We start from the raw sequence: 24,827 nt of genomic DNA, 5'->3' as shown, positions 1-24,827 counted from the left end.
GGATGGCCGTCAGTGCGCCTCGTCCCAGTTCTTCGCCGCGCGCGCGTCCACATGCAGCGGCACCGACAGCAGCACGGCCGGGAACGGCGCGTCCTGCATCACGTGCTGGACGACGGGAAGCGTCTTCTCGACCTCCGCGTCCGGCACCTCGAAGATCAATTCGTCATGCACCTGGAGCAGCATCTGCGCCGAGAGCTTCTTCTCGGCGAGCGCGTCCTCGACGCGCGTCATGGCGCGGCGAATGATGTCGGCGGCGGTGCCTTGAAGCCGGGCGTTGATCGCCGCGCGCTCATTGAAGGCGCGCACCGAGGCGTTGGACGCCTTGATATCAGGGTAGTGGCACTTGCGGCCGAACAGCGTGGTGACGTAGCCGTGGCTTCGGCAGAAGTCGCGCGTCTCGTCCATATAGGCGCGGATGCCGGGGAAGCGCTCAAAATACTTCTTGATGTAGGCCGAAGCCTCTTCGCGGGCGATGCCGAGCTGGTTGGCGAGGCCGAACGCGGAGATGCCGTAGATGATGCCGAAATTGATCGCCTTGGCGCGGCGGCGGATTTCGCTCGGCATGCCCTTGATCGGCACGCCGAACATTTCCGACGCCGTCATCGCGTGGATGTCGAGGCCGTCCTTGAATGCCTGCTTCAGCACGGGAATGTCCGCGATCTCCGCCAGCAGGCGCAATTCGATCTGCGAATAGTCGGCGGAGACCAGCTTGTGTCCGGGTGTCGCAATGAAGGCGCGGCGAATTTTTCGGCCGTCCTCGGTGCGTACAGGGATGTTCTGAAGGTTCGGCTCGTTCGACGACAGCCGGCCCGTGGTGGTCGCGGCCAGCGCGTAGGTCGTGTGCACGCGATGGGTCTGCGGATTGACATAGGTCGGCAGTGCATCGGTATAGGTCGATTTCAGCTTCGAGACCTGGCGCCACTCCAAGATCTTCCGCGGAAAATCATGGCCCTGCTCGGCGAGCTCGTCGAGCACCTGCGCCGTGGTCGACCACGCGCCGGTCTTGGTCTTGGTGCCACCTGGCAGGCCCATCTTGCCGAACAGGATGTCGCCGATCTGCTTGGGGCTGCCGACATTGACGGGCTCGCCGGCGATCTCCTGGATCTCGGCCTCGACGCGCGCGGCAGTCTGGGCAAAGTCGCCTGATAGACGCGACAGCACCTGGCGGTCGATCGAGATGCCGCGACGCTCCATGCGTGCGAGCACCGAGACCAGCGGCCGCTCCAGCGTTTCGTAAACCGTGTTCATGTGTTCTGCGACGAGGCGCGGCTTCAGCACGCGCCAGACCCGCAAGGCGATGTCGGCGCCCTCTGCCGACAGCGGCGCTGCCTTGTCGATCGGCACCTGATCGAAGGTGATCTTGCTCTTGCCGCCGCCGAGCAGCTCGCTCTCCTTCAGCATGGCGTGGCCGAACCAGCGCTCGGACAGCGATTCCAGCGCGTGCGAGCCGCGGCCGGCATCGAGAACATAGGAGATCAACTGCGCATCGTCGGCGTTGCGCAGGGTGATGCCGTGCTGCGCCAGCATCACGGCGGCGAATTTGACGTCGAAGCCGATCTTGATGATGCCGGCTGATTCAAGCACCGGTCGCAGCGCCTCGATTGCATCGGTGTGCTTGACCTGATCCGGCGCGAGGCCGGCGTCGAACAGTCCGGCGCCGCCGCCGGACTGCTTGTGTGCCAGCGGCACATAGCAGGCCTCGTTCGGTGCCAGCGCCAGCGCCACGCCGCAGAGATCGGCCTGCATGGGATCGATCGAATTGGCCTTGATCTCGATCGCGACATGGCCGGAATCATGGATGCGTGCGATGAAGGCGTTGAGCTCTTTCAGCGATTTGATCGTTTCGTACTTGGCTCGGTCAACCGGAAGCTTGCGCAGCGCTTCCTCGCGCGAGGCGGCGAGCGAGATCGGTGCGCCCTTGAGGCTCGCCGATTTGTCGCCCTTGTCGCCGCCCTTTGCGATGGCAACTGGAGCTGCGAACAGATCGCCGGAGGTTTCGCTCGGTTTAGCCTTCGCTGCGTCGCCACCTCTCGCGCCGCTGCTGTTCGAGGCATCAGCATCGATATTGGCGGGATCGATCTGCGAATAGTCGGCGACGCGGCGCGTCAGCGTCGTGAATTCCATGGCCTTCAGGAAGGCGATCAGCTTGCGCGCATCGGGCTCGTGGACGGCGAGGTCGTCGAGCGGCACCTCAAGGTCGACCTTGTCGTCGAGCAGGACGAGTTGGCGCGAGATCCGCGCCTTGTCGGCATTCTCGATCAGCGCTTCGCGGCGCTTCGGCTGCTTGATCTCGGTGGCGCGGAACAGGAGCTGTTCGAGATCGCCATATTCGACGATCAGCTGCGCCGCGGTCTTGATACCGATGCCGGGCACGCCGGGCACGTTGTCGGTGGAATCGCCGGCCAGCGCCTGAACTTCAACCACCTTCTCCGGCGGCACGCCGAATTTCTCGATCACTTCAGGGATGCCGATGCGACGATCCTTCATGGTGTCGTACATGACGATCTTGTCGTTCACGAGCTGCATCAGATCCTTGTCGGAGGACACGATGGTCGTGGTGGCGCCGCGTTCGCTCGCCTGCCGCGCATAAGTGGCGATCAGGTCGTCCGCCTCGAAGCCGCCTTGTTCCAGGCAGGGGAGGTCGAAGGCGCGCACGGCCTCGCGGATCAGGGCAAATTGCGGGATCAGATCGTCAGGCGCCGGCGGCCGGTGCGCCTTGTACTCGGGATAGATCTTGTTGCGGAAGGTGACTTCCGACTTGTCGAACACGATCGCCAGATGCGTCGGCCGGTTGTCGGCCGGCATGTCACGCAAAAGCTTCCACAGCATGTTGCAGAAGCCGAGCACGGCATTGACCTGCAAGCCGTCGGACTTGCGGTTCAGCGGCGGCAATGCGTGATAGGCGCGGAAGATGTAGCCGGAACCATCGACCAGGAAGATATGGTCGCCTTTGCCGGCCGCCTTGGCCGCGACCGGTTTGGCAGCAGCTGTCGCAGCAGTGGGCTTGGTGTCGGCTTTGGCGGAGGTCTTCGGGGATGTCGTTTGGGAGCTCTTGGGCATGGCCGCAATGTATGAATTTTTGCGGCAAAAGACAGCCTCGGCGGATCGCTATTTTGCCGACTCGCACAGCAAATCGTGGCCTCAGGCCAGGCAGTCCTCGATGAAACCTGCAACAGCGCGTATCGTGGGCGTGCGGCGCAGGTCGCGATGGACAACCAGCCAGACCTCGCGCCCGACGGGACGGCCGCCGACGTCATAACGTTCCAGCTGCGGATCCGCCTCGCCGAGGAATTTCGGCAAGGCCGCCAGACCCATTCCCGTCCTTGCGGCCGCCGCCTGGTTCTCCAGATCGCTGGTGCGAAGCACGATCTCGCGCGATGCCGCGAAGCGCATCAGCCATCGCTGCTGAGGCGCTTCGTCCATGCTGGAATCGTAGGCGACGAATGCGAAAGCATGCGGTGGCGTCCTCTTCAGATAGTCCGGCGAGCCATAGAGGGCGAACTCGAAATAGCCGATCTTGCGCGCGATCAGCCCTGGTTCCGTCGGACGCGACAGCCGAAGCGCGAGATCCGCCTCGCGACGGTTGAGCGAGGCCGTGCGCTTCTCGCCGATCAGCTTGATTCTGATGCCGGGATGCTGTTGTCGCAGCCGGATCAGCTTCGGCGCGATCAGGACGTTGGCCAGCGAAGGTGGCGCGCTGATCGTGATCTCGCCGCCGATCCCGGACTTCGAAGCCTGCACGGCGCGCTCAACCGCAAATGCCGTCTCGGCCATCGGAGCTCCGATCTTGGCGATGCGCTTGCCGTTCTCTGTGAGTTCATAGCTGCGCGGCCTGCGGTCAACGAGCTTGAGCGACAAGGATGCTTCCAGGGCAGCGACGCGGCGGGCCACGGTGACATGGTCGACGTTGAGGCTCCTCGCCGCGGCGGACAGGGTGCCCTCGCGTGCGAGTGCCAGGAAATGCTGCAGGTCGGTCCAGTCCATTTGTGCGAATTCTCACATCAGGATCTCAATCTTGGGCAGTTTCGCAGATTGTGGCGTCATTCCATAGTCCCTCCGTCATCGACAGGAGGACCCGATATGGCCGTGTTCGTGAGATTGAAGAGCCCCGGCGGCGTAGACCAGCTCGAGCTGGTGAGCGCAGACCTGCCGCCGCCAGGCCGCGGCGAAATCCGGTTGCAGCAGACCGCAATCGGTGTGAATTCCATCGACATTTATCAGTGCAAGGGTCTCTACGCGCTTCCACCCGAGCGCATTCCAGGCGTTGAGGCGGTGGGCGTCATTGCGGCGCTGGGGCCGGAAGTGACCGGTCTCGAGGTGGGCGACCGCATCGCCTATGCGGGTGCGCCGGTCGGCGCCTACGCGTCCGAGCGCAATTTGCCGGCCTGGCGCTGTGTGAAGCTTCCCGCCGGCATTCCGGATGAGGCGGTCGCCTCTGCGTTCGTCAAGGGCATCACGGCCGACATGCTGCTCAATCGTGTTTTCCCGGTTGGCGGCGGCACGACAATTCTCGTCCATAGCGCCGCAGGAGGGCTCGGACAGCTTCTGACGCGCTGGGCCAGCGTAACAGGGGCGATCGTGATCGGGACCGTCGGATCACAGGCCAAGGCCGAGATCGCCCGCGCTGCCGGTGCGTCTCATGTGATCATTGGGCGGGATGCCGATTTTGCCGCAGCCATCGCCGATGTCACCGCCGGGCGCGGCGTCGATGTCGCCTATGACGGCGTCGGCGGGACGACGCTGCAGAAGACGCTTGGCTGCGTGCGGCCCTTCGGCGTCGTGGCCAGTATTGGCCAGTCGGCCGGGCCGATCCCATCGGTCGATGTTCACGATCTCGGGCCGCGGCGGAGCCTGATGCTGGCGCGGCCGAGCGTCATGGCGCACATGAACGATGCCGATGCGTATCGCCGTTCTGCCGAGCGGGTGCTTGCCGCGATCACCGATGGTGTGCTGCAAGTGGGCGGCACAGCCTACAGCTTGCAGGACGCGGCGCGGGCTCAGGCCGACCTCGAGGCCGGGCGGACGACGGGCGCTTTGTATCTGCGCCCCTGAAGCGGTCTATTCCGCCGCCTGCAACACCGGTCCGACCTTCTTTGGCGCGATCCAGAATGCGTCGGGTCGCTCGAACAGGAAGTCGGCGTGCAGTCGCAGCGCGATCTGCCAGATCGCGAGCGATCCGAGCACGCCGACGATGGTGACGATCAGCGACATCGCGCCGATATCGGGAATGATGCCTGTGTGCAGCAGCAGCGTTCGCGTCGCCGCCATCGGCAGGAAGAAGGCGAGATAGATCACGATCGAATGCTCGCCGCAGAACCGCAGGAAATTGCACCATCCAGCGCGCGCCAGCAGCGTGCCTGATGTGATGATGGCGCAGGCGCCGGCGAAGCCGAGCAGGAGCGAGACGATCTTCCACTCGCTGGCGCCTGATGCGACGATGCCGGCATTGACCAGCGCCCAGGTCGCGAGCGCCGCGAGTGCAAGCGCGGGATGGCTTCTTGCGCGGTCCGACAGTGCAAACACGTAGGGCGCGAACAGATAACCGGAATAGAAATAGACGAAGCGCGCGCAGAACTCGTCGATCGCGGTCCAGCCTGTCGTGATGCGGGCCGTCTCCAGCGCTGCTGCGACGATCCAGATCGCGGCCGAGGGGATTCGCCGTGTCAGTTTTGTGACAACGAAGAAGACCGGCAGCAGATAGATGAACCAGAGCGTGCCGAACGGCTCGATGAAAGATTCCAGATACAGCAGGCCGACGTCGCGCCAGCCGGTTTCGGCCGCGAAGGCGGGGGCCTTGAAGCCGAACTGGATTGTCACCCAGACGACATAAAAATAGGCGAAATGCACCACCTTGCGGTCGAGATAGGTTCGCCAGTCCCGATCGATCACCAGTGGCAGGAACAGACCAGATATCAGGAAGAAGTCCGGCATCCGGAATGGCTTTGCGAAGGCCACGAGCAGATGCATGAACCCGGGTTCACCGGCGGCGAGCTCGACCCCCAGCACCGAATGCATCATCACGACCATGATGATGCAGATACCCTTGGCGTAGTCGACCCAGTCGACACGCGCGGCGGGCGAGGCGCTAGGTCCCCGGCTCGCGGCTGATGTGCCTGGTGATGCCATGGTGTCCCTTTTCGAGGCGTATTCCGCCCGGTTCTGTACGGGCGTGGGGCAGTGTGCAGCCCCGTGGCTTAGGATTTCTTTACTTCTACAATTCGCATGCCGGTTTTCGCGTCCGGACGGTTTCCTTCTGTCGAGAAAATGCTAAACCGCCCTATATCCGGGGTTTCGTTAACCAAGCCAGAGCAGGGATTTTCATGCGAATCGCGATGATCGGAACAGGCTACGTCGGACTGGTGTCTGGGGCCTGCTTTGCGGATTTCGGTCACGACGTCACCTGCGTCGACAAGGACGAGAAGAAGATCGCAGCGCTGCATCGTGGCGAGATCCCGATCTACGAGCCGGGCCTGGACGAGCTGGTCGCCAACAACGTCAAGGCCAAGCGGCTCGGCTTCACCACCGACCTGTCCAAGCCGGTTGCGGATGCCGACGCCGTGTTCATCGCGGTCGGCACGCCGTCGCGCCGCGGTGACGGTCATGCCGATCTCTCCTATGTCTACGCCGCCGCGAAAGAGATCGCGCAGTCGCTCTCCGGCTTCACCGTCGTGGTGACGAAGTCGACCGTGCCTGTCGGCACCGGCGACGAGGTCGAGCGCATCATCCGCGAGACCAATCCGTCGGCGGATGTGGTCGTCGCATCGAATCCTGAGTTTCTGCGCGAGGGCGCTGCGATCCGCGACTTCAAGTTTCCCGATCGCGTCGTCGTCGGCACCTCCGACGAGCGCGGCCGCAAGGTGATGGGCGACATTTACCGACCGCTGTCGTTGAACCAGGCGCCGCTGATGTTCACCGCGCGCCGCACCGCCGAAATGATCAAATACGCGGCGAACGCGTTCCTCGCGACCAAGATCACCTTCATCAACGAGATCGCGGATCTTTCCGAGAAAGTTGGCGCCAATGTGCAGGAGGTTGCCCGCGGCATTGGCCTCGACAACCGCATCGGCACAAAATTCCTGCACGCCGGTCCCGGCTTCGGCGGCTCCTGCTTCCCGAAGGACACCAAGGCGCTGATCAAGATCGCGCAGGACTACGACGTCAACTTGCGCATCGTTGAATCCGTGCTCGCGGTCAACGAGAACCGCAAGCGCGCGATGGCACGTAAAGTGAGCCAGGCGCTCGGCGGCTCCTTGCGCGGCAAGACCATCGCGGTGCTCGGCCTGACTTTCAAGCCCGACACCGACGACATGCGCGATGCGCCGTCGATTCCGCTCGTCACCGGTCTGCTCGACATGGGCGCGAAGGTGAAGGCCTTCGATCCCGTCGGCATGGAGCAGGCCAAGGGCGAGCTGCCCGGCATCACCTATTGCGAAGATGCCTATTCCTGCGCGCAAGGTGCCGATGCGGTCGTCGTCGTCACCGAATGGACGCAGTTTCGCGGCCTCGATCTCGACCGGCTGAAGGCGACCATGGCCCAACCCGTCGTCATCGACCTCCGCAACATCTTCCGCCCCGAGGACATGGCTGCCGCCGGCTTCACCTATGAGAGCGTCGGCCGCCCGCCTGTGCAGGGTTGACCATTGACCACTGCGCATAATTCCGTCATGGCCGGGACGAGCCCTGGGCATGACGAGTGGATAGGCCTTGCCCCGCACTTTCGATACGCCCCTCCCGATCGATGCCGTGCTCGGCGATTTGTCGCGCACCATGGAGGCGCACAACGCAGCCGTACTGGTGGCGCCGCCCGGGGCCGGCAAGACCACGCGCGTGCCGCTGGCGCTGCTCGATGCGCCCTGGGCCAAGGGCAAGAAGATCATCGTGCTGGAGCCCCGGCGCATCGCGGCACGGGCCAGCGCCGACCGCATGGCCAAGTCGCTCGGCGAGCGCGCGGGTGAGACCGTCGGCTACCGCGTTCGCTTCGGCTCGAAAATCTCCCGTGCAACGCGCATCGAGGTCGTGACCGAAGGCATTTTTACCCGCCAGATCCTCGACGACCCTGAACTGTCAGGCGTTGCCGCCATCCTGTTCGACGAATTCCACGAGCGCTCGCTCGATGCCGATCTCGGCCTTGCGCTGGCGCGCGACGCGCAACTGGGCTTGCGTGAGGATCTGCGGATCCTGGTGATGTCGGCGACGCTCGATGGCGCACGTGTCGCAAGGTTGCTCGGCGAAGCGCCGGTCGTCGAGAGCGAGGGGCGGGCGTTTCCGGTCGAGACCCGCTATCTCGGCCGCAAGGCGGATGCACCGGTCGAGCGGCAAATGGCGGATGCGATTGCCTCGGCGCTCCGAGCCGACAGTGGCTCGGTGCTGGCGTTCCTGCCGGGCGCCGCCGAAATCCGTCGTACGCAGAATTTCCTGGCCGAGCGCGTGCAAGACGCTTCCACCGAGATCGTGCCGCTGTTCGGCGCGCTCGATGCCGCCGTGCAGGATCGCGCCATTTCTCCCGCACCCAGGGGCATGCGCAAGGTCGTGCTCGCGACCTCGATCGCGGAGACCTCGCTCACCATCGAAGGCGTGCGCATCGTCGTCGATTCCGGTCTTGCCCGCGTGCCACGCTACGAGCCCGATATCGGCCTGACGCGGCTCGAGACCGTGCGTGCTTCGCGCGCTGCGGTCGACCAGCGCCGCGGTCGCGCCGGCCGTACCGAGCCTGGCATCTGCTACAGGCTCTGGGACGAACCGCAGACGGCGTCGCTGGCGCCCTATACGCAGCCGGAAATTCTCAGCGCCGATCTCTCCTCGCTGGTGCTCGATCTTGCACAATGGGGCGTCGCCGATCCGGCCGCGCTGTCGTTCCTCGATCCGCCGCCGCAGCCGGCCTGGAAGGAAGCCAAAAGCCTGCTCACCGAGCTCAACGCGCTCGACAGCGACGGCCGCATCACCGCTGAGGGCAAGAGCCTGCGCGCGCTGGCGCTGCCGCCGCGGCTGGCGCGCATGATCGTGGATTCGCATCGCGCGGGGTGCGGCGAGGAAGCGGCCGAGATCGCAGCTGTTATCACCGAGCGCGGGCTCGGCGGCGACAGCGCGGATCTCGAGCTCCGGCGCGACCAGTTCCGCCGCGACCGTTCGCCGCGGGCCGCGAGCGCGCGCGATATGGCGCGACGCTGGGCCTCGCAGGTGGCAGCCTCCGAGAAGCCGGGTCAGCAGGAGGATCTCTCGACCGGCCTGATGCTCGCTTATGCTTTCCCGGACCGTGTCGCGCGCAACCGCGGCAATGGCAGCTTCGTGCTCGCCAACGGTCGTGGCGCCGCAGTGGAGCAAACCTCGTCGCTCGCTCGCGCACCCTACATCGCGATCGGCGAGATGACCGGCACAGCTGCGAGCGGCCGCATCCTGCTCGCCGCGCCAATCGCCGAAGCTGACATCGAGCGGCACTTTGCCGAGCACATCGAGAGCGTCGACGAGATCTCCTTCGACCGCGGCGCGATGTCGCTGCGCGCACGGCGCAAGCGCGTGCTGCAAGCGATCACGCTGTCCGAGGTCACGCTTTCGGTGTCACCCTCGGAAGACACTGCGCGCATCTTCGCTGACGGACTGATCGCTGTGGGCCTCGACCGGTTGCCCTGGTCGAAGGCCGCCAAGCAATGGCGCGACCGCGTGATGTTTTTGCGCAAGGCCGAGGGCGAGAGCTGGCCTGATCTGTCGGACGACGGATTGATCGCGCGGCGCGACGATTGGCTGGTGCCGGCGCTCTACGACAAAATCGCGTTCAAGGACATTTCCGCCGGCGATCTCTCCGATGCGCTGATGGCGCTGTTGCCATGGGAGATGCGCGCGCGGCTCGATCGCGAGGCGCCGACCCATTTCGAGGCGCCGACGGGAAGCGTGCTGGCAATCGATTACGAGGCCGAGCAGGGGCCGACCATCGCCGTGCGGCTGCAGGAATTGTTCGGTCTCAACACCCATCCGTCGATCGCCGCCGGCAAGGTGCCCTTGGTGCTTGAGCTGCTGTCGCCGGCGCAGCGCCCGGTGCAGGTGACGCGCGATCTCCCCGGCTTCTGGCGCGGCAGCTACGCCGCCGTCCGCTCCGACCTGCGCGGCCGCTACCCGCGCCATCCCTGGCCGGACGATCCGGCGACCGCACTGCCGACCCGCCGGGCCAAGCCGCGCGGGACGTGAAGCCGTATTATTAACCGTCCGCTCATCCTTTTCGTCAAAATAGCACCGGCGTTGCTGCGACCTCGCTCGCAGCAGGGCGCGTCGCGTGGTGAAATCGCGCGTTCGGCTCGGAAGTGGTGTGATGCGTAACATTATGATCTTCGCGGCCGTGATGATCGGTCTCGGTACATTCATGGCGCAGATGGCGGACAGGATGAGCTCCGCCTCCGCCACGTCGGCGCCGCACACGACGGTCGCAGTTGCGACCGCCGCGCCGGCCGGCAGCCGCAGCCTCAACATCCCCCGCGACATCCGCGGTCATTTCCAGACAGAGGGCCGCATCGACGGCCAGCGCATCGGTTTCATGGTCGACACCGGCGCCTCCGTGGTGGCGCTGAACGAGACCTCGGCCGCCCGCTTCGGATTGCGTCCCTCGCGCAGCGAGTACAACGCCACGGTCACCACCGCGAACGGCACCATCAAGGCCGCGCGCACCCGCATTGCCATGCTGGATGTCGGCGGCCTCGTCGTGCGCGACGTCGATGCCATGGTGCTGCCGGACGCCGCGCTGTCCGAGAACCTGCTCGGCCTCTCCTTCCTGTCCCGCCTGAAGCGCTTTGAGTACGCCAACGGCCAGATGGTGCTGGAGCAGTAAAAGGGGCCGCATTTCAGCCTCATGATTTCGAAACTGCCCTGAGCGAGCCTGCGGCCGGTAACGCTTTTCCGTTACCAAACTGCCGCAATTATCCGCCATAAGCCTTCATTCCCGCCTTCCGCTGCGCCCTGGCATTCGCTAAGGCTGCATCAATCCCGCCATTTTCACGAGACCGCCTCAATGTTCCCCAAGCCGAAATCCGTCTTGTTGCCCAACACCTACGCCTTCGAATCCGAGCCGATGGTGAAGCCCACGGGTTTCCGCGAATACGACGCGCGGTGGTTGTTCCAGAAGGAAATCAACCTGATGGGGATACAGGCGCTCGGCATGGGCCTCGGCGCGCTGATCGCCGAGCTCGGCGTCAAGCAAGAGATCGTCACCGGCCACGATTTCCGCGGCTATTCGGCCTCGATCAAATATGCGCTGATCTCCGGCTTGATGGCGGCGGGCTGCAAGGTCCACGACATCGGCCTTGCGGTGACGCCGATGGCCTATTTCGCGCAATTCGACCTCGACGTGCCCGCTGTCGCCATGGTCACGGCCTCGCATAACGACAATGGCTGGACCGGCGTGAAGATGGGCGCCAACCGTCCGCTGACCTTCGGCCCTGACGAGATGACACGGCTGAAGGAGATCGTGCTGGGCGCCGAGTTCAAGAACAAGGCCGGCGGCTCCTACCAGTTCCACGAGAACTATCCGGCGCGCTACATCGCCGACCTCACCAATCGCCCAAAGCTCAAGCGCAAGCTCAAGGTCGTCGCGGCCTGCGGCAACGGCACGGCTGGTGCGTTCTCGCCCCAGGTGCTGGAGGCGATCGGCTGCGAGGTGATCCCACTCGACACCGAGCTCGACCACACCTTCCCGAAATACAATCCGAATCCTGAGGACATGGAGATGCTGCACGCGATCCGCGACGCGGTGCTGCATCACAAGGCCGATGTCGGTCTCGGCTTCGACGGCGATGGCGACCGCTGCGGCGTCGTCGACAACACCGGCGAGGAGATCTTTGCCGACAAGGTCGGCGTGATGCTGGCGCGCGACATGTCGGCGATCCACAAGGACGCGCAGTTCATCGTCGACGTGAAGTCGACCGGTCTGTTCATCACCGATCCCGTCTTGCAGAAGCAGGGCGCCAGGACCGCCTATTGGAAGACCGGCCATTCCTACATGAAGCGCCGCACCAACGAGACCGGTGCGCTCGCGGGCTTCGAGAAGTCCGGCCACTTCTTCTTCAACAAGCCGTATGGCCGCGGCTATGACGACGGCCTCGTTTCGGCGATCGCGATCTGCGACATGCTCGACCGTGCGCCCGGCAAGTCGATGGCCGATCTGAAGAATGCGCTGCCGAAGACCTGGTCGTCGCCGACCATGTCGCCGCATTGTGCCGACGAGGTGAAGTACGGTGTCATCGACCAGGTCGTGAAGCATTTCGAAGGCTTGCAGGCGCAGGGCGCCAAGATCGGCGGCCAGTCGATCCGCGATCTCGTCACCGTCAACGGCGTGCGCGTCACGGTCGAGGACGGCAGCTGGGGCTTGGTGCGTGCTTCGTCAAACAAGCCCGAACTGGTCGTCGTGGTCGAGAGCCCGGTCTCCGAGCAGCGCATGCACGACATGTTCGAGATGGTGAACAGCGTGCTGCGTAACCATCCCGAGGTCGGCGAGTACAATCAGAAGATCTGATCTGGCTGCCGCGGTGCACTTACGCCCACCGCATTCATCGCTGTCATCACCCGCGAAAGCGGGTGATCCAGTATTCCAGAGAAGCTAGTGAGATACGGAGACGCCGCGGCGTACTGGAGCGCCCGGTCAAGCCGGGCGATGACAGCTTCCCCGCGGGGCCCTACGCCGTCCGCAGCGATCCCAGGAAGCCATCCACTTCGGCCTTGAGACGGTCGGACTGCGAGGACAGTCCCGCGGCGGCCTGATGCATCTTCGAGGCGGCGGTACCTGCCTCATCGGACGCCTTGCTGACGCTGGCGATGTTGTCGTTCACTTCACGGGTGCCGGTGGCAGCCTGCTGGAGGCTGCCGGCGATCTCGCGGGTTGCGAGACCCTGCTGATCGACCGCAGTCGAGATCTGGCCGGAGATTTCGTCGATCTCGGCGATGGTCGCGCCGATCGCCTGGATGGCGTTGACGGCGTCGCCCGTGGCGCTCTGGATGGTCTGCACCTGGGCCGAGATTTCCTCGGTGGCCTTGGCGGTCTGGTTTGCCAGCGCCTTCACTTCACTCGCGACCACGGCAAAACCCTTGCCGTGCTCACCGGCGCGGGCAGCCTCGATGGTGGCGTTCAAGGCCAGGAGATTGGTCTGGCTTGCGATGTTCTGGATCAGCGTGACGACCTCGCCGATCTTCTGCGTGCCGCTGGCAAGGCCTTCGACCACCTGATTGGTGCGGCGGGCTTCGTCCGCGGCACGGGCGGCGATCTCGGCGGAGCGTGCGACCTGCTGCGTGATGCTGGTGACCGATGCGGTGAGCTCCTCGGTCGCGGCGGCCACCGTCTCGACATTGCCGGAGGCCCGGTTCGAGGCCGCAGCCGCGGCCGCAGTCTGACGCGCGGTATCGGCGCTGTTGTTGCTCATCGCGGACGACAGCTGCTGCACCTCGCCGGCGGCAATCGCTACCGCCTCGACGATACCGCCGATGCTGCGTTCGAAATTGCTCGCAAGCCGCTGTTTGGCCGCCTCTCGGTCCTGCTCGGCGCGCTGCTCGACCTCATGACGCTCGCTGTTGGCGCGCGCTTCGGCCGCCATCGCCGTCTGGGCCTCGGCAGTCTTCACTGCCGTCGTCTCGAACAGCTCCTGGAGCTTATGCGCGAGCGCGATCAGAACACCGGCCTCGATCAGCAGGATGACCGCATGCAGCACGACGCGACCGAAATCGGAGCCGCCGGTATAGATCGCCGCGGGGAGCAGGAAGTTCAGCGCGATATGATGCAGCGCGACCGCGACCGTCGCCGCGACGATCGGCCGGTAGTCGCAATAGGCGACCGTGCAGGCCAGCGCCGCGAAGAAGTACATGTGCATGTCGATCTGCCAGGGATGTCCCTCGAACTGCCAGGTGAACATCGACACGCCGCTCATGAGAGCAACCGCGAACACGAGGCGGGTGGAGAGGCCATTGCCGGACATGCGCCAGGACAGGGTCGCGGCGAGTGCGAAGATCGTCATGAAGATTGCAGGGGTGAGCCAGGCCTTGCCGAGCGCAAGCCCTATGGTCATGCTGATCGGCACGTGCAGCCAGAGCATCGCGACGAGAATCTTGCTGGTGGTTTGCCGCAGCGATTCCAGTCCGTCGTTCTCGACAACCATTTCATCCTCTCCAGGACTACGTGCCAAATGGCTACCCGCCATCTGGCAATCCACCAAAACATGCTGAGACCGCTTGCGCGTCCATCACGAACCATGCGCCGGCATCATGCAGGCGAGTCAGTCCGTCATGGTCATCCGGGCGGACGACGAGAAGAGTGGGAAGGGCGGTCGCCCTCACGATCGACGCTTGCGCCGATCCCGCAGCCTGAAAGACCTGCTGCGTGCTCCACCAGGGTGGAAACGCAACCGCGACGACCGTCGCGCCCGGACGAACCTGTAAGGTGAGGATGGCCAATGCGATCCAGCCTGCGAGCAGCAATGCAGTCGCATTCGCCCAGGCAGGCCACCGCCGGGACGGAATCGCCGTTCTCCCCTCCATGGCGCGAAGATAGGCGAACGAAACTAACTCTCGGTAAATGCCCGGTTAGGGTCGGTTCCGCTGCACGATTGCCGCCGCTCGCGCGATGGTCGCAGAAATTCAACTGTGGGTGGGCGGTTCTAGCCGCCCGGCGGGCCGAACAGTGCGCGCAGCTTTGCGCCCGCACCGTGCGCCTCCCAGGCATCGGCGAGCATCGCGATCCATTCGCCGAGCGCGATCCGGATCGGGTTGAAGGAGGGCGCACCGCCGACGAGGCCGAAGCGGAGCGGCTGGTCCGTGGGCCGCTCGGCGAAGGTGCCGAACAGGCGGTCGAAGACGATGAGGATGCCGCCATAGTTCTTGTCGAGGCACGCCTCGTTGCAGGCGTGGTGCACGCGATGATGGCTCGGTGTGTTGAGTATCCATTCGAGCGCACCGAGCTTCGGTGCAAAGTCGCTGTGGATGAAGAACTGGTAGAGCAGGTTGATCCCGAGCATCGTCACGATGGCGAAGGGATGGAATCCAATCCAGGCGAGCGGCAGGAAGAAAAGGAAATTGCCCGAAATGTTGCCGGTCCAGCCGAGTCGAATCGCCGCCGTCAGGTTCAGCCGTGTGGTCGAGTGATGCACCGCATGCGTCGCCCACATCCAGCGGATACGGTGCGAGGCGCGGTGCTGCCAATAGTACATAAACTCGCTGCCGACGAACAATCCCGCGAGCGCGAGCGGACCGGATTGCTCGAAGTCGAACAGGCGGTGCTTGTAGAGGAAGGCGAACGGCACGGCGAGTATTCCCGCCTCAACCGCGCGCAGTACGTTCTGCCCCAGCGCGACGCCGAATGACGCAACGCTTTCGCGCCAATCGTGGGTCTCGCGGTGAGCCAATCGGCCAATGCCGTATTCGAGCAGCATCAGGCCAAGCGCGGTCGCCAGGATCAAGCGACGGAGCGTGGGATCGAGCAGGAGTGATGCCGTACTCATCGTGTCCTCCTATTTCGGGGCGACGCCCGCGGTGATCGCGCGCTCTCGCAGCGATTGCGCGCGTGGCATCACTTGCGCGCAAGCGGCGCTGAGCTGGTCGGCATGAGACTTCAGGCAGGCGAGGATGCGTCCGCCACCCGGCGTGACGCTGCTGCACAGGCGGTCATAGTCGGCGCTACATGCGCGCAGCAACAACATTGCCTCGCTCCGCATATCGGCGGGCACCTGGGTCTGCGCGAAACCGGGCGTGGCCATTGCGACCATCAGTGCAGATATGATTGCGATGCGTGCTGGCGAGATGAGGTGAGAGTAGGTGGACATGTCGTTCTCCTGGGCTTTCGAGGGTGCGAGCCGCCGCCGCGCGGGGCAGGCGCGACGACGGCCCGGCCCGGCCTCGCTCAGCGCGAGATCGTGCCGGTGCGGGTGTAGGTGTTGCCGGCGGGGCCGGTGCGGGTGACGTTGCGGCTGCAGCTTCCATTGGCGCAGCTTCCAGTCGCGGTGACGCTGGAGGTACCGCGCGGACCGGTGCCGGTCGCCGATCGCGTCCAGGCATTGGCGTCCGCAGCGGCCGCAACCGACAGGGTGCCGATGACGAGGGTGGTGAGGAAGAGCTTGGTCATGCTCGTCGTCTCCTTGTGGGGCTGCCGTAAGCGGGAGCCGTGCAGGGGAGACTGAGCGGGCGATGTCTGCGCCGCATTGCCGGGACGAAACGATTGTTATGGCAATGTCGGGCGCGTGTAACACTATGTAACAACGCTGCCCGCGCCCTTGCGCGAGCCGTGATGTCATCCACAATGCGGCGATGAATGCGCATCCAGCCACGATTCTCATGGTGGAGGACGATCCCGAGATCAGCCGTCTCGTCGCCGATTTCATGCGGCGCGAGGGGTTCGAGGTCGCCTGTGTCGGCGACGGCAAGGCGATGGATGCGATGCTTCAGCGGTTGCGGCCTGACATCGTGATCCTCGACCTGATGCTGCCGGGCGAGGACGGGCTTTCGATCTGTCGCCGCTTGCGCGCAGACGATTCCGTCCCGATCCTGATGCTGACCGCCAAGAGCGACGAGATCGATCGCGTGGTCGGCCTGGAGATGGGTGCCGACGATTATCTCGCAAAGCCGTTCGGTCCGCGCGAGTTGCTGGCGCGGGTCCGAGCCATCCTCCGCCGCAGCAATGGCATCATCGCAAAGCCGCTGGTCCGGCGATTTGCGTTCGACCGCTTCGTGATTGATCTCGATGCGCGCAGCGTCGAGGCGATTGAGGCCGAGGCGCTGCAATTGACCAGCGCCGAATTCGACCTGCTCGGCTGCTTCGTGCAGCGGCCGCGCCGGGTACTGACCCGCGACCAGATCCTCGACTGGACGCGGGGACGTTCGGCCGAGCCGTTCGACCACACCGTCGACATGCTGATCTCGCGGCTTCGCAGGAAGCTCGACGGTGCCAGCCCCGGCTCCAATCTCATCACGACGGTGCGAAACGGCGGCTATCTGTTCACCGCGACCGTCAGGCAGGTGTCGTGATGCTGCGCGTCACGCTGGCGGCGCGGCTGGCCCTGATCGGCTTGATCGGCTTTAGCGTAGTGGTCACCGTCGTCGTGGCGATCTTCTATCGCACCACCGTTCATGAGAACGAGCTGACCCGGCCGACGCCCGAACGCCTCGATGCGCTGGCTTCGCTGCTCGAGCGCACGGCCATTGCCTCGCGGCAGTCCGTGCTGGATGCCGTGTCCTCACCACAATTCATGGTGCGGGTCATGCCGTCGGCTACACCGGTCGATGGCGAGACGCCGGAGCAGCAGCAAAAGCTGCGCGAGACCTATGCCGCCGGCCTGTCGGGACGCTCGGTCGAGATCGTGTCGCCACCCGACCACCGTGTCGCGCGCATGTTTCCCCGCATCGCGCGGCTGATGGCCAATGCCATCGAATTCCGGATCGGCCTGCACAGCGGCGAGCTCCTGATCATCGATGCCTATACCCGCCTGCCGGTCACCCCGCTCGGCCTGCCCGTCGGTTTCGGCGCGGGTCTGTTCGGCTCGATCGTGGCCCTGCTGGCGCTGCTGGTCATGCAGCGCGAGACGCGGCCATTGGCGCAACTCGCCGCCGCCGTCGATCGCGTCGATCTGTCGGCCGATCCGCCACCGCTGCCGGATGCGCGCCGCAGCGCGCCCGAAATACGCGCCGTCATTGCCGCGTTCAACCGCTTGCAGGGGCGGCTCGCGGAGATGCTGCGCGCGCGCATGACGCTGGTTGGCGGCATCGCCCATGATGTCAGGACGTTCGCGACCAGGCTGCGGTTGCGCGTCGAGCACATCCCCGATGATGCCGAGCGGCAGCGGGCGGTTGCCGATATCGACGACATGATCCGGCTGCTCGACGACGCGCTGCTGTCGACGCGGGCCGGCGCCGGTGGCCTGTCGCAGGAGATGGTCGAGTTCGTTGCGCTGATCGCCGCCGAAGTGCACGATCGCCGCGCGCAGGGAGCCCCGGTCGATTTGGTGACGGACGCGCATGCGCGGGATACGATCGTGCTCGGGGATCGACTGGCGCTGCGGCGGATCCTCGCCAACATTATCGACAACGCACTCGCCTACGGTCATGCCGCACAGGTTCGCGCGGCGCTGAAGGACGGCGCCATTGTCGTGTCGATCGACGACGAGGGGCCGGGCATTCCGGCCGATCAGCGGCAGGCGGTGCTGGAGCCGTTCCACCGGCTGGAAAAGTCGCGCAATCGCGCGACCGGCGGCGCCGGCCTTGGCCTTGCCGTGGCGCGCAGCCTCGTCGAGGCGCATGGCGGCACGATCGATATCGCCGCGGCTCCGAGCGGGGGCACGCGGGTAACTGTCGCGCTGCCGATGTTTCAGCCAGCCTAAAGCGTTTTCAAGCGAAGTGGATACCGGTTCGCGCGAAGAAAACGCGTCAAAATAAGAATTAAGTGTCAGGCCGCGACCACCGCCGGGATCGGCAGCGCCGTCACCGACTTGATCTTCTCCATCGCGAATCGCGAGGTGACGTTCTTGAGCGGCACGGCGCTGATCAGCTTCTTGTAGAAGATGTCATAGGCCTGCATGTCCGCGACCACGACGCGCAGCATGTAATCGACGTCACCGGCCATGCGGTAGAATTCCATCACTTCGGGCATGGCGCTGACGGCTTCGGCGAATTTCTTCAGCCAGGCGTCGGAATGATCGGAGCTCTCAACCGAGACGAATACGGAGATGCCGAGCCCGATCTTGTTCTGGTCGACCAGCGCCACGCGCTTCAGGATCACGCCGTCGGCCTCGAGGCGCTGGATGCGCTTCCAGCAGGGGGTCGAGGACAGTCCGACACGGTCGCCGATTTCGGCAACGGACAGTGAGGCGTCCTCCTGGAGGACCATCAGGATCTTTCGATCGATGGCGTCGAGCCGGCGGCTGGTCTCGGGGATCTGGACAGCAACATCAGTCATTTGAAGAACTTTGTTCCAATTTAAGGGCCGATTTCCCTGATATAGAGAAAATCTTTCTATAGCAAGTCCATAATCGTAGCGTGTCCCCGCAATAGGGCTAACGCCTATCCTGCAAAAACGCTTCAACTTCAATACGTTGCGGTGCGGCCATGCCACCACCATGGCGCGTGCATTTCAGCGCCGCAGCGGCCGCGGCGAATCGCAGCGCCTCGCGCACGCTGCCACGCTCGGCGAGGCGAAGCGTGAAGGCGCCATGGAAGACATCGCCGGCGCCGAGCGTGTCCACTGCCTCGACCGGAAAAGCTGGCGTCTCCTCCAGCTGGCCGACCTCGTCCAGCCAGATCGTGCCACGCGGGCCGCGGGTGGCGGCGAGGAAAGCTGGCGTGAGTTTGGCGAGCCGCCTCAGCGCTTCGCTGTCGTCTTCGACGCTGGCGGTCTCCTGCGCCTGCTCGCTGGCAAACAGCAGATGTGAGGCGACCGTAAGCAAGCCGTCCGTCAGCTCCATCGCGCGATCGACGCCGACGACGACAGGAATGCCGCGACGGCGCGCCTCGGTGCAGAGATCGATGCAGAAGGCGCCGCAGCGGCTCTCGACGAGCACTGCCTGGCAACCCGCGAGCAGTTCGTCGGCATCGGATAGCTTTACGCTCCACAGCGCGGGATCGCGGTAGATCGTCAGCGTTCGTTCGCCAGACGCGTCGATGATGATCGCCGAGACGGGCGTGGTCGCGCCAGGGATGCGCACGATGTGCCCGGTCTCGATCCCCTCGGCAGCCATCCGCTCGAGAATGAAGCCGCTCGACGTCTCCAGCGCATCGCCCATCGGCCCCGCAAACGCGACGCGGCCGCCGAGCCGCGCCATCGCGATCGCGGCGTTGAGCGCGTTGCCGCCGCAGATCTCAGCAAGATGCGTCGCGTTCGCCTTGCTGCCGCGCTCCGGCACGGCCTCCACCCGGAAGGTGAGGTCGCGCACGGGAATGCCGATGCACAGGATGCGCGGCGCGATCGCAGAGTGCGCCATCGGCCGCCTCAGATCTTGTCGTGCACCCAGCGACCGAGCAGGTGATGCGCGATCGCAAACGGATGCGGTCCGGCAAGTCCGTCCGGATGCGTCCGTTTCAGCATCAGCGCCGCCTCTTCGCGCGTGAACCAGCGTGCGTCCTCCAGCTCGGAATGGTCGACCACGATGTCCTCGTTCAGCGCCCGCGCGCTGCAGCCGATCATCAGCGACGACGGATAGGGCCAGGGCTGCGTCATGTAATACTGCACGTCCGTGCAGCGAATGCCTGACTCCTCCAGGATTTCGCGACGCACCGCATCCTCGATGGTTTCGGCGGCCTCGACGAAGCCGGCGAGGCACGAAAACATGCCCGGCGGAAACTGCTTCTGGCGGCCGAGCAGGCATTTGTCGCCCGAGGCGACGTGCATGATCACGACCGGGTCGGTGCGGGGAAAATGCTCGGCCTTGCACGCCGGGCATTCGCGCTTCCAGCCGCCTTCTTTCATCGCGCTGCGGGTGCCGCAATTGGCGCAATAGCCGTGGCGCTGGTGCCAGCCGACCATCGACTTTGCCATCGCAATCGCCGACAGCTCGTCGGGCGGGATCGCGCCCTGCATCGCCATGCCGCGCAGCTCGGTGACGGTGTAGTCCTCGCGGCCGATGAGTTTCTCGGCAGCGGCCTGTGCCAGGCCCATGCCGAAGATCGCCGCGCCGTCGCGCAAGCCCAGAAAGATCGTGCCCGGGTTGGCGCCGCATTTCAGCGCTTCGTCGATCGACAGCAGCGCACGCGCCTTGTCGCCCTCGCGCTTCACCAGCAGCGAGTCGCGGTAGACGACATAGGCGCGCGACGACGACTTCTGCTCCATCGCGAACAGCTTTTCGTCGTCGCGGCGCAGATGCGCGGCGCGATCGAGGATGTTGGTGACGAAGGCCGGCTGCCCCAGCGGAAACGAGTCAAATGCTGACATTTCTTGTTCTTTCAACCCAACCAGATTTTCTTGCGAAGCGCGCTGATGAAATTCTGTACCTCGGTGGCATCGTGCGCCAGCGGCTTCATCACGCCCCAGACCGGCCGCGGCCAGGCGGCATCGCTGGTGCGGCGTGCGATGATGTGAATGTGAAGCTGCGGCACGAGATTGCCGAGCGCCGCGACATTGAGCTTGTCGCATTTGGTGATCTCCTTCAGCGCGCGCGAGACGCGGGAGATCTCCGTCATCAGCTGTGCCTGCTGTACCTCGTCGAGATCGATGATCTCGACCGCATCGGCGCGTCGCGGCACCAGCAGCAGCCAGGGATAATGCGCGTCCTTGATGACCAGCACCTTCGACAGCGGCAGATCGCCAATGTCGATGGTGTCCTCTTTCAGGCGGGAGTGCAGCGACCAGGCAGGTTCGGGCATGGAGGTTTCCGGATGGCCCGATGGGGTCGGGCGTGCTGGGTCGGACCATACGATAGGGAGTTGGCGAGGGGAAGGATTGGGCTCCGCTCTTGCTGCATACACGCTCGTCGTCCCGGACAAGCGCGCCCAAAGAGCGCGCCGGGACGACGACCGAGTTTTTGCCGTGCCGGTGGCTGCCTTACGCCTCCGCCAGAACCCGCGCGTTGCCTCGAATCGAGGCCTCGCTCACGCGAATCCCGAGACCCGGCCCATCGGGCACGACGACGTGACCTCCGCGGTTGGCCACGCGCTCTTCCAGCACGTCCTCGGTCAACACGTGGTGCGGCATGTAGAATTCGCAGCCGAGCGAGATGCCCGGTGTTGCCGCGATCAGCTGTGTCCCGGCGGCAAGACCAATGCCGCCTTCCCATAGCGTGCCGCCATAGCCGGGCAGGCCGGCGATGTCGGCGATCGCCATGATCGCCTGCGCCTCGAACAGGCCACCGGCCTTCATCAGCTTGATGGAGACGGCATCGGCCGCCTCGCGGCGCGCCACCTCCATCATGTCGCGGCGGTCGAAGCAGCTTTCATCTGCGAGCACGGGCGTTTCCAGCGCCGCGGTAAGCTGCGCCATCACGTCGAGGAATTTGCGCGGCACCGGCTGCTCGATGAAGGTCGGCGCGAATTCCTCGACATCGCGCAGGATCTTGATCGCGCCGAACGGCGCCAGCGCCTGGTTGTAGTCGACGCGCAGATCGACCTTGTCACCAAATTCCTTCCGGATCGCCTCGAGATGACCGAGGTCCTCGCGATGCGGCTTCACGCCGGTCTTGACCTTGTAGATGACATTGCCTTCAGGAACCATCTTTCGCATGCGTTCGAGATCGGCGGCGAAATCCGGATCGGCGATCGAAAAGGAAAGGGGGATGGTATCGCGCACCCGGCCGCCAAGGAGATCGGCGACCGACAGCCCCGACGATTTGCCGACGATGTCGAGCAGCGCCATCTCGATCGCGACTTTTGCTTCGGCATGGCCGACCAGTGCGCGATCGAGCTCCGCCATCAGCGCGCGGACGCGCCGTACGGGTTTGCCGAGCAGGATCGGCCGCAGATAAATGTCGAGCGCCGAGAACGCCGCTTCAGGCGTTCCCGTAAAGACCTCCCACGGCGCCGCCTCGCCCCAGCCGACCACGCCGTCGCTGGAGGTCAGCTCGATCAACACGCGCTTCACCGTGCCCTTGACGTTGCCGACGCCCTGCAGGCGCGCCATCTTGATCGGGCTTTCGATCAGGAACAGGCGGAGGTGTTGGATGGTTGCTTCGGTCAAGTCAGGCCTCCATTGACGTGCCAGACCTGGCCGGTGACGTAGGATGCTTTCGGGGATGCCAGGAAGGCGACGATCTCGGCGACCTCGTCCGGCCGCCCGCGGCGGCGCATCGGGATCAGCGCTTCCGTTGCGGCAATCTGCTCGGGCGACAGCCGGCTCTCGCTCGGCTTGTCCTTGACGATCAGGCCGGGGGCCACCGCATTGACGGTGATGCCGTCCGTCGCGAGCTCGACTGCGGCGAGCCGCACCAGCGCTTCGAGCGCGGAGCGGCTCGCGGCCGTTGCCGCAAACGGCGCGAATTCAGGCCGGATGGCGTGTGCCACGAAGGACGATACCGCCACGATCCGTGCATCTTGGCCGGCGCGTAACAGAGGAAGTGCGGCTCCGACCATCCGCGTGAACGCGAGCGCCGATTCGTCCATCGCTTTCCGGAAATGGTCCGCGGGCGTGCCGATGGCGCTGCCGCGGCGGGCGTGGCCGCCGATGAGAACCAGTCCATCGAGCCGGCCGAAGGCGGTTTGCGTGGCGGCGATGGCATCGGTCGCGGCTGTTTCCTCGGCAAGATCGCCAAGGCATTTGGCGACCGCGGCGCCCTTTGCTTCGGCTTCCGCTGCGGTGGCATCGAGTCCCGTGGCGTTCGAGCGCGTGTGCAGCAGCAGCGCCGTGCCGGGTGCGGCAAGCAGCTTTGCGGTGGCGCGGCCGATGCCGCTGGCGGCACCGGTGACGAGATAGACGCGAGTGATCTCGGACATCACAGTGTCGCGTTCGCCGGCGGCAGCGCGCCGGTGCGGTGGAAATGGCTGAGGAAGGCGCGCGTCGCGGCTTCGCTGGGATTGTCGATCACCTGCCGCGCTGGGCCTTCCTCGACCACGACACCGTCGCGCATGAAGATGAGGCGGTCGGCGACCTCGCGGGCAAAGGCAATCTCGTGGGTCACGATCACCATGGTCATGCCTTCGGAAGCCAGCTGCTGGATCACGCTTAGCACCTCGCCGACGAGCTCCGGATCGAGCGCCGACGTCGCCTCGTCGAACAGCATCACATCAGGCTCCATCGCAAGCGCGCGCGCGATCGCGACGCGCTGCTTCTGGCCGCCGGACAGCGTTGCCGGATATTGGTCCGCCTTCTCCGCAAGGCCAACTTTGGCAAGCTGCGCGCGTGCGAGCTTTTCGGCGTCGGCCTTGGCCATGCGCCGGACCGTGACGGGCCCCTCCATCACGTTCTGAAGCGTCGTCATGTGCGGGAACAGATTGAAGTGCTGGAATACCATGCCGGTGGTGGCGCGGAATTTTGCGAGCGTCCTCACATCGGGAAGCTTCGAACCGTCGCCGAACGCGAAGCGCGTGTCGCCGACGCGGACGCTGCCGCCGTCGGGCACGACCAGGAGATTGATGCAGCGGAGCAGAGTCGATTTGCCCGAGCCTGATGGCCCGATCAACGCCACGACGCCACCCTTGGCGACGTCGAGACTAATGTTCTTCAGGACTTCGTTGCTGCCAAAGCTTTTGCGAAGGCCACGAATCTCGATTTTCGAAATGGTCTTGGACGTGTCGCTCATTCGCTGACCGCCAGTCGCTTCTCGCCGCGGCGGACGATGATGGTGAGCGGGATCAGGATCGCCGCATAGGCGACCGCAACCGCCGTGTAGGTCTCCAGCGGCCGGTAGCTGTCATGCGCTGCAACCTGGCTTTGATAAACCAGATCCGGCACGGCCAGCACCGAGACCAGCGAGGTGTTCTTGAACTGGATGATCGACTGGTTCATCAGCGCCGGGATCATGCGCTTGATCGCCTGCGGCAGCACGATGCGTCGCATGCTCTGGCCCGGTGTCATGCCGAGCGCGGCGCCGGCTTCCGACTGGCCCTTGTCGATCGAGATGATGCCGCCGCGGATGATCTCCGAATAGAACGAGCCGCCATAGAGCGACAGCGCCAGCGCCGACGCGGTGATCGGCGTCATCTCGACGCCGGCCAGGATCGGCAGTGCGTAGTAGAACCAGATCAGCTGCACCAGGATCGGCGTGCAGCGGAACGCCTCGATGAAGGTGAGGGCGGTGAGGCGTACCGCCTTGAAGCGCGACAGGCTGCCGAACGCCCCGAACAGGCCGAAGACGAGGCCAAGCACCACGATCACCACGGTGAAGCCGACGGTGACGCCAAGCCCGTTGAGAAAGAGCCAGCGATAGCTCCAGAGGATGCCGAAGTCCCACTGATACATG

General features: G+C 64.9%; 23 protein-coding genes. 7 read left to right on the top strand and 16 right to left on the bottom strand.

Features of this window, described 5'->3' with window-relative positions:
- Nucleotides 1-9: 9 nt before the first annotated feature.
- Both polA and L6639_RS06145 read right to left on the bottom strand, forming a co-directional pair.
- Entirely contained in the window at nucleotides 10-3,060 is a 3,051-nt protein-coding gene (polA, locus tag L6639_RS06150) for a DNA polymerase I (RefSeq protein ID WP_237859819.1), read from the bottom strand.
- Nucleotides 3,061-3,141: 81 nt separating this feature from the next.
- A complete protein-coding gene (locus L6639_RS06145; RefSeq protein ID WP_237859817.1) occupies nucleotides 3,142-3,984 on the bottom strand; it encodes a LysR family transcriptional regulator in 843 nt (280 codons plus the stop codon).
- Between the two features lie 96 nt (nucleotides 3,985-4,080).
- On the opposite strand from L6639_RS06145, the gene L6639_RS06140 reads away from it, so the two are divergent.
- Nucleotides 4,081-5,052 carry a quinone oxidoreductase family protein gene (locus L6639_RS06140; RefSeq protein ID WP_237859815.1) on the top strand — a complete coding sequence of 324 codons (972 nt, stop codon included), beginning with the start codon at nucleotides 4,081-4,083 and terminating at the stop codon, nucleotides 5,050-5,052.
- Between the two features lie 6 nt (nucleotides 5,053-5,058).
- Here the strand turns inward: L6639_RS06140 and L6639_RS06135 are convergent, their stop codons facing one another.
- Nucleotides 5,059-6,126, bottom strand: coding sequence for an acyltransferase family protein (locus L6639_RS06135; protein ID WP_237859813.1), 1,068 nt, complete (start codon nucleotides 6,124-6,126; stop codon nucleotides 5,059-5,061).
- Nucleotides 6,127-6,320: 194 nt separating this feature from the next.
- Between L6639_RS06135 and L6639_RS06130 the strand changes: the two genes are divergently transcribed.
- The 4 genes from L6639_RS06130 (at nucleotide 6,321) to L6639_RS06115 (ending at nucleotide 12,493) form a co-directional block, all read left to right on the top strand.
- Nucleotides 6,321-7,637: a UDP-glucose dehydrogenase family protein gene (locus L6639_RS06130; protein WP_237859811.1), complete on the top strand. Its 1,317-nt coding sequence runs from the start codon at nucleotides 6,321-6,323 to the stop codon at nucleotides 7,635-7,637.
- A gap of 67 nt (nucleotides 7,638-7,704) precedes the next feature.
- Nucleotides 7,705-10,179 carry an ATP-dependent helicase HrpB gene (gene hrpB, locus L6639_RS06125; RefSeq protein WP_237859809.1) on the top strand — a complete coding sequence of 825 codons (2,475 nt, stop codon included), beginning with the start codon at nucleotides 7,705-7,707 and terminating at the stop codon, nucleotides 10,177-10,179.
- Nucleotides 10,180-10,300: 121 nt separating this feature from the next.
- Nucleotides 10,301-10,813 (top strand): TIGR02281 family clan AA aspartic protease, encoded by a 513-nt coding sequence (locus L6639_RS06120; RefSeq protein WP_237859806.1) that lies wholly within the window; start codon nucleotides 10,301-10,303, stop codon nucleotides 10,811-10,813.
- Nucleotides 10,814-10,993: 180 nt separating this feature from the next.
- Entirely contained in the window at nucleotides 10,994-12,493 is a 1,500-nt protein-coding gene (locus L6639_RS06115; RefSeq protein WP_237859805.1) for a phosphomannomutase/phosphoglucomutase, read from the top strand.
- Nucleotides 12,494-12,653: 160 nt separating this feature from the next.
- On the opposite strand, the gene L6639_RS06110 is transcribed toward L6639_RS06115, so the two are convergent.
- The 5 genes from L6639_RS06110 to L6639_RS06090 form a co-directional block, all read right to left on the bottom strand.
- The gene (locus tag L6639_RS06110; RefSeq protein ID WP_237859804.1) at nucleotides 12,654-14,123 is read right to left on the bottom strand and encodes a methyl-accepting chemotaxis protein; all 1,470 of its coding nucleotides are present in this window, start codon (nucleotides 14,121-14,123) and stop codon (nucleotides 12,654-12,656) included.
- A 31-nt stretch (nucleotides 14,124-14,154) separates the two neighbouring features.
- The gene (locus L6639_RS06105; RefSeq protein ID WP_333909391.1) at nucleotides 14,155-14,442 is read right to left on the bottom strand and encodes a hypothetical protein; all 288 of its coding nucleotides are present in this window, start codon (nucleotides 14,440-14,442) and stop codon (nucleotides 14,155-14,157) included.
- A gap of 179 nt (nucleotides 14,443-14,621) precedes the next feature.
- A complete protein-coding gene (locus tag L6639_RS06100; RefSeq protein WP_237859802.1) occupies nucleotides 14,622-15,461 on the bottom strand; it encodes a sterol desaturase family protein in 840 nt (279 codons plus the stop codon).
- 9 nt (nucleotides 15,462-15,470) lie between these two features.
- A complete protein-coding gene (locus L6639_RS06095; protein WP_237859801.1) occupies nucleotides 15,471-15,782 on the bottom strand; it encodes a cysteine rich repeat-containing protein in 312 nt (103 codons plus the stop codon).
- A gap of 77 nt (nucleotides 15,783-15,859) precedes the next feature.
- On the bottom strand, nucleotides 15,860-16,081 hold the full coding sequence (locus L6639_RS06090; protein ID WP_237859799.1) for a hypothetical protein: 222 nt from the start codon (nucleotides 16,079-16,081) through the stop codon (nucleotides 15,860-15,862).
- 182 nt (nucleotides 16,082-16,263) lie between these two features.
- Here L6639_RS06090 and L6639_RS06085 point away from each other — a divergent pair, with 182 nt between their 5' ends.
- Both L6639_RS06085 and L6639_RS06080 read left to right on the top strand, forming a co-directional pair.
- On the top strand, nucleotides 16,264-16,980 hold the full coding sequence (locus L6639_RS06085) for a response regulator (RefSeq protein ID WP_237859797.1): 717 nt from the start codon (nucleotides 16,264-16,266) through the stop codon (nucleotides 16,978-16,980).
- Nucleotides 16,980-18,329, top strand: a complete 1,350-nt coding sequence (locus tag L6639_RS06080; protein WP_237859795.1) for a sensor histidine kinase — start codon at nucleotides 16,980-16,982, stop codon at nucleotides 18,327-18,329. The genes L6639_RS06085 and L6639_RS06080 overlap by 1 nt, the downstream gene beginning before the upstream one ends.
- Before the next feature lie 65 nt (nucleotides 18,330-18,394).
- On the opposite strand, the gene L6639_RS06075 is transcribed toward L6639_RS06080, so the two are convergent.
- The 8 genes from L6639_RS06075 to L6639_RS06040 all read right to left on the bottom strand — a co-directional run bounded on the left by L6639_RS06075 (nucleotide 18,395) and on the right by L6639_RS06040 (nucleotide 24,826).
- A complete protein-coding gene (locus L6639_RS06075; RefSeq protein ID WP_063693182.1) occupies nucleotides 18,395-18,904 on the bottom strand; it encodes an Lrp/AsnC family transcriptional regulator in 510 nt (169 codons plus the stop codon).
- Between the two features lie 97 nt (nucleotides 18,905-19,001).
- Nucleotides 19,002-19,925 (bottom strand): sugar kinase, encoded by a 924-nt coding sequence (locus L6639_RS06070; RefSeq protein WP_237859793.1) that lies wholly within the window; start codon nucleotides 19,923-19,925, stop codon nucleotides 19,002-19,004.
- Nucleotides 19,926-19,933: 8 nt separating this feature from the next.
- Nucleotides 19,934-20,872 carry an NAD(+) diphosphatase gene (gene nudC / locus L6639_RS06065; protein ID WP_237859791.1) on the bottom strand — a complete coding sequence of 313 codons (939 nt, stop codon included), beginning with the start codon at nucleotides 20,870-20,872 and terminating at the stop codon, nucleotides 19,934-19,936.
- Between the two features lie 11 nt (nucleotides 20,873-20,883).
- Nucleotides 20,884-21,303, bottom strand: coding sequence for an HIT domain-containing protein (locus L6639_RS06060; RefSeq protein ID WP_237859789.1), 420 nt, complete (start codon nucleotides 21,301-21,303; stop codon nucleotides 20,884-20,886).
- 178 nt (nucleotides 21,304-21,481) lie between these two features.
- Nucleotides 21,482-22,609, bottom strand: coding sequence for a muconate cycloisomerase family protein (locus L6639_RS06055; RefSeq protein ID WP_237859788.1), 1,128 nt, complete (start codon nucleotides 22,607-22,609; stop codon nucleotides 21,482-21,484).
- Nucleotides 22,606-23,361, bottom strand: coding sequence for an SDR family NAD(P)-dependent oxidoreductase (locus L6639_RS06050; RefSeq protein WP_237859785.1), 756 nt, complete (start codon nucleotides 23,359-23,361; stop codon nucleotides 22,606-22,608). Before L6639_RS06050 ends, L6639_RS06055 begins: the two co-directional genes overlap by 4 nt.
- Nucleotides 23,361-24,167: an amino acid ABC transporter ATP-binding protein gene (locus L6639_RS06045; protein ID WP_237859783.1), complete on the bottom strand. Its 807-nt coding sequence runs from the start codon at nucleotides 24,165-24,167 to the stop codon at nucleotides 23,361-23,363. The genes L6639_RS06050 and L6639_RS06045 overlap by 1 nt, the downstream gene beginning before the upstream one ends.
- Nucleotides 24,164-24,826 carry an amino acid ABC transporter permease gene (locus L6639_RS06040; protein WP_129275997.1) on the bottom strand — a complete coding sequence of 221 codons (663 nt, stop codon included), beginning with the start codon at nucleotides 24,824-24,826 and terminating at the stop codon, nucleotides 24,164-24,166. Before L6639_RS06040 ends, L6639_RS06045 begins: the two co-directional genes overlap by 4 nt.
- Between the last annotated feature and the right edge of the window lies 1 nt (nucleotide 24,827).

The organism is Bradyrhizobium zhengyangense, assembly GCF_022012555.1.
GTDB classification, from domain to species: Bacteria; Pseudomonadota; Alphaproteobacteria; order Rhizobiales; family Xanthobacteraceae; genus Bradyrhizobium; species Bradyrhizobium zhengyangense.
This window is presented reverse-complemented; position numbering and strand designations above follow the sequence as displayed.

Coding starts and splice junctions, on each gene's coding strand:
- L6639_RS06145 (WP_237859817.1), bottom strand. CDS start 3,984: ATGGACTGGACCGACCTGCAGCATTTCCTGGCACTCGCACGCGAGGGC.
- L6639_RS06110 (WP_237859804.1), bottom strand. CDS start 14,123: ATGGTTGTCGAGAACGACGGACTGGAATCGCTGCGGCAAACCACCAGC.
- nudC (WP_237859791.1), bottom strand. CDS start 20,872: ATGTCAGCATTTGACTCGTTTCCGCTGGGGCAGCCGGCCTTCGTCACC.
- L6639_RS06140 (WP_237859815.1), top strand. CDS start 4,081: ATGGCCGTGTTCGTGAGATTGAAGAGCCCCGGCGGCGTAGACCAGCTC.
- L6639_RS06130 (WP_237859811.1), top strand. CDS start 6,321: ATGCGAATCGCGATGATCGGAACAGGCTACGTCGGACTGGTGTCTGGG.
- L6639_RS06085 (WP_237859797.1), top strand. CDS start 16,264: ATGAATGCGCATCCAGCCACGATTCTCATGGTGGAGGACGATCCCGAG.
- L6639_RS06115 (WP_237859805.1), top strand. CDS start 10,994: ATGTTCCCCAAGCCGAAATCCGTCTTGTTGCCCAACACCTACGCCTTC.
- L6639_RS06135 (WP_237859813.1), bottom strand. CDS start 6,126: ATGGCATCACCAGGCACATCAGCCGCGAGCCGGGGACCTAGCGCCTCG.
- L6639_RS06100 (WP_237859802.1), bottom strand. CDS start 15,461: ATGAGTACGGCATCACTCCTGCTCGATCCCACGCTCCGTCGCTTGATC.
- L6639_RS06070 (WP_237859793.1), bottom strand. CDS start 19,925: ATGGCGCACTCTGCGATCGCGCCGCGCATCCTGTGCATCGGCATTCCC.
- L6639_RS06120 (WP_237859806.1), top strand. CDS start 10,301: ATGCGTAACATTATGATCTTCGCGGCCGTGATGATCGGTCTCGGTACA.
- L6639_RS06050 (WP_237859785.1), bottom strand. CDS start 23,361: ATGTCCGAGATCACTCGCGTCTATCTCGTCACCGGTGCCGCCAGCGGC.
- polA (WP_237859819.1), bottom strand. CDS start 3,060: ATGCCCAAGAGCTCCCAAACGACATCCCCGAAGACCTCCGCCAAAGCC.
- L6639_RS06095 (WP_237859801.1), bottom strand. CDS start 15,782: ATGTCCACCTACTCTCACCTCATCTCGCCAGCACGCATCGCAATCATA.
- L6639_RS06080 (WP_237859795.1), top strand. CDS start 16,980: ATGCTGCGCGTCACGCTGGCGGCGCGGCTGGCCCTGATCGGCTTGATC.
- L6639_RS06060 (WP_237859789.1), bottom strand. CDS start 21,303: ATGCCCGAACCTGCCTGGTCGCTGCACTCCCGCCTGAAAGAGGACACC.
- L6639_RS06075 (WP_063693182.1), bottom strand. CDS start 18,904: ATGACTGATGTTGCTGTCCAGATCCCCGAGACCAGCCGCCGGCTCGAC.
- L6639_RS06040 (WP_129275997.1), bottom strand. CDS start 24,826: ATGTATCAGTGGGACTTCGGCATCCTCTGGAGCTATCGCTGGCTCTTT.
- L6639_RS06045 (WP_237859783.1), bottom strand. CDS start 24,167: ATGAGCGACACGTCCAAGACCATTTCGAAAATCGAGATTCGTGGCCTT.
- L6639_RS06090 (WP_237859799.1), bottom strand. CDS start 16,081: ATGACCAAGCTCTTCCTCACCACCCTCGTCATCGGCACCCTGTCGGTT.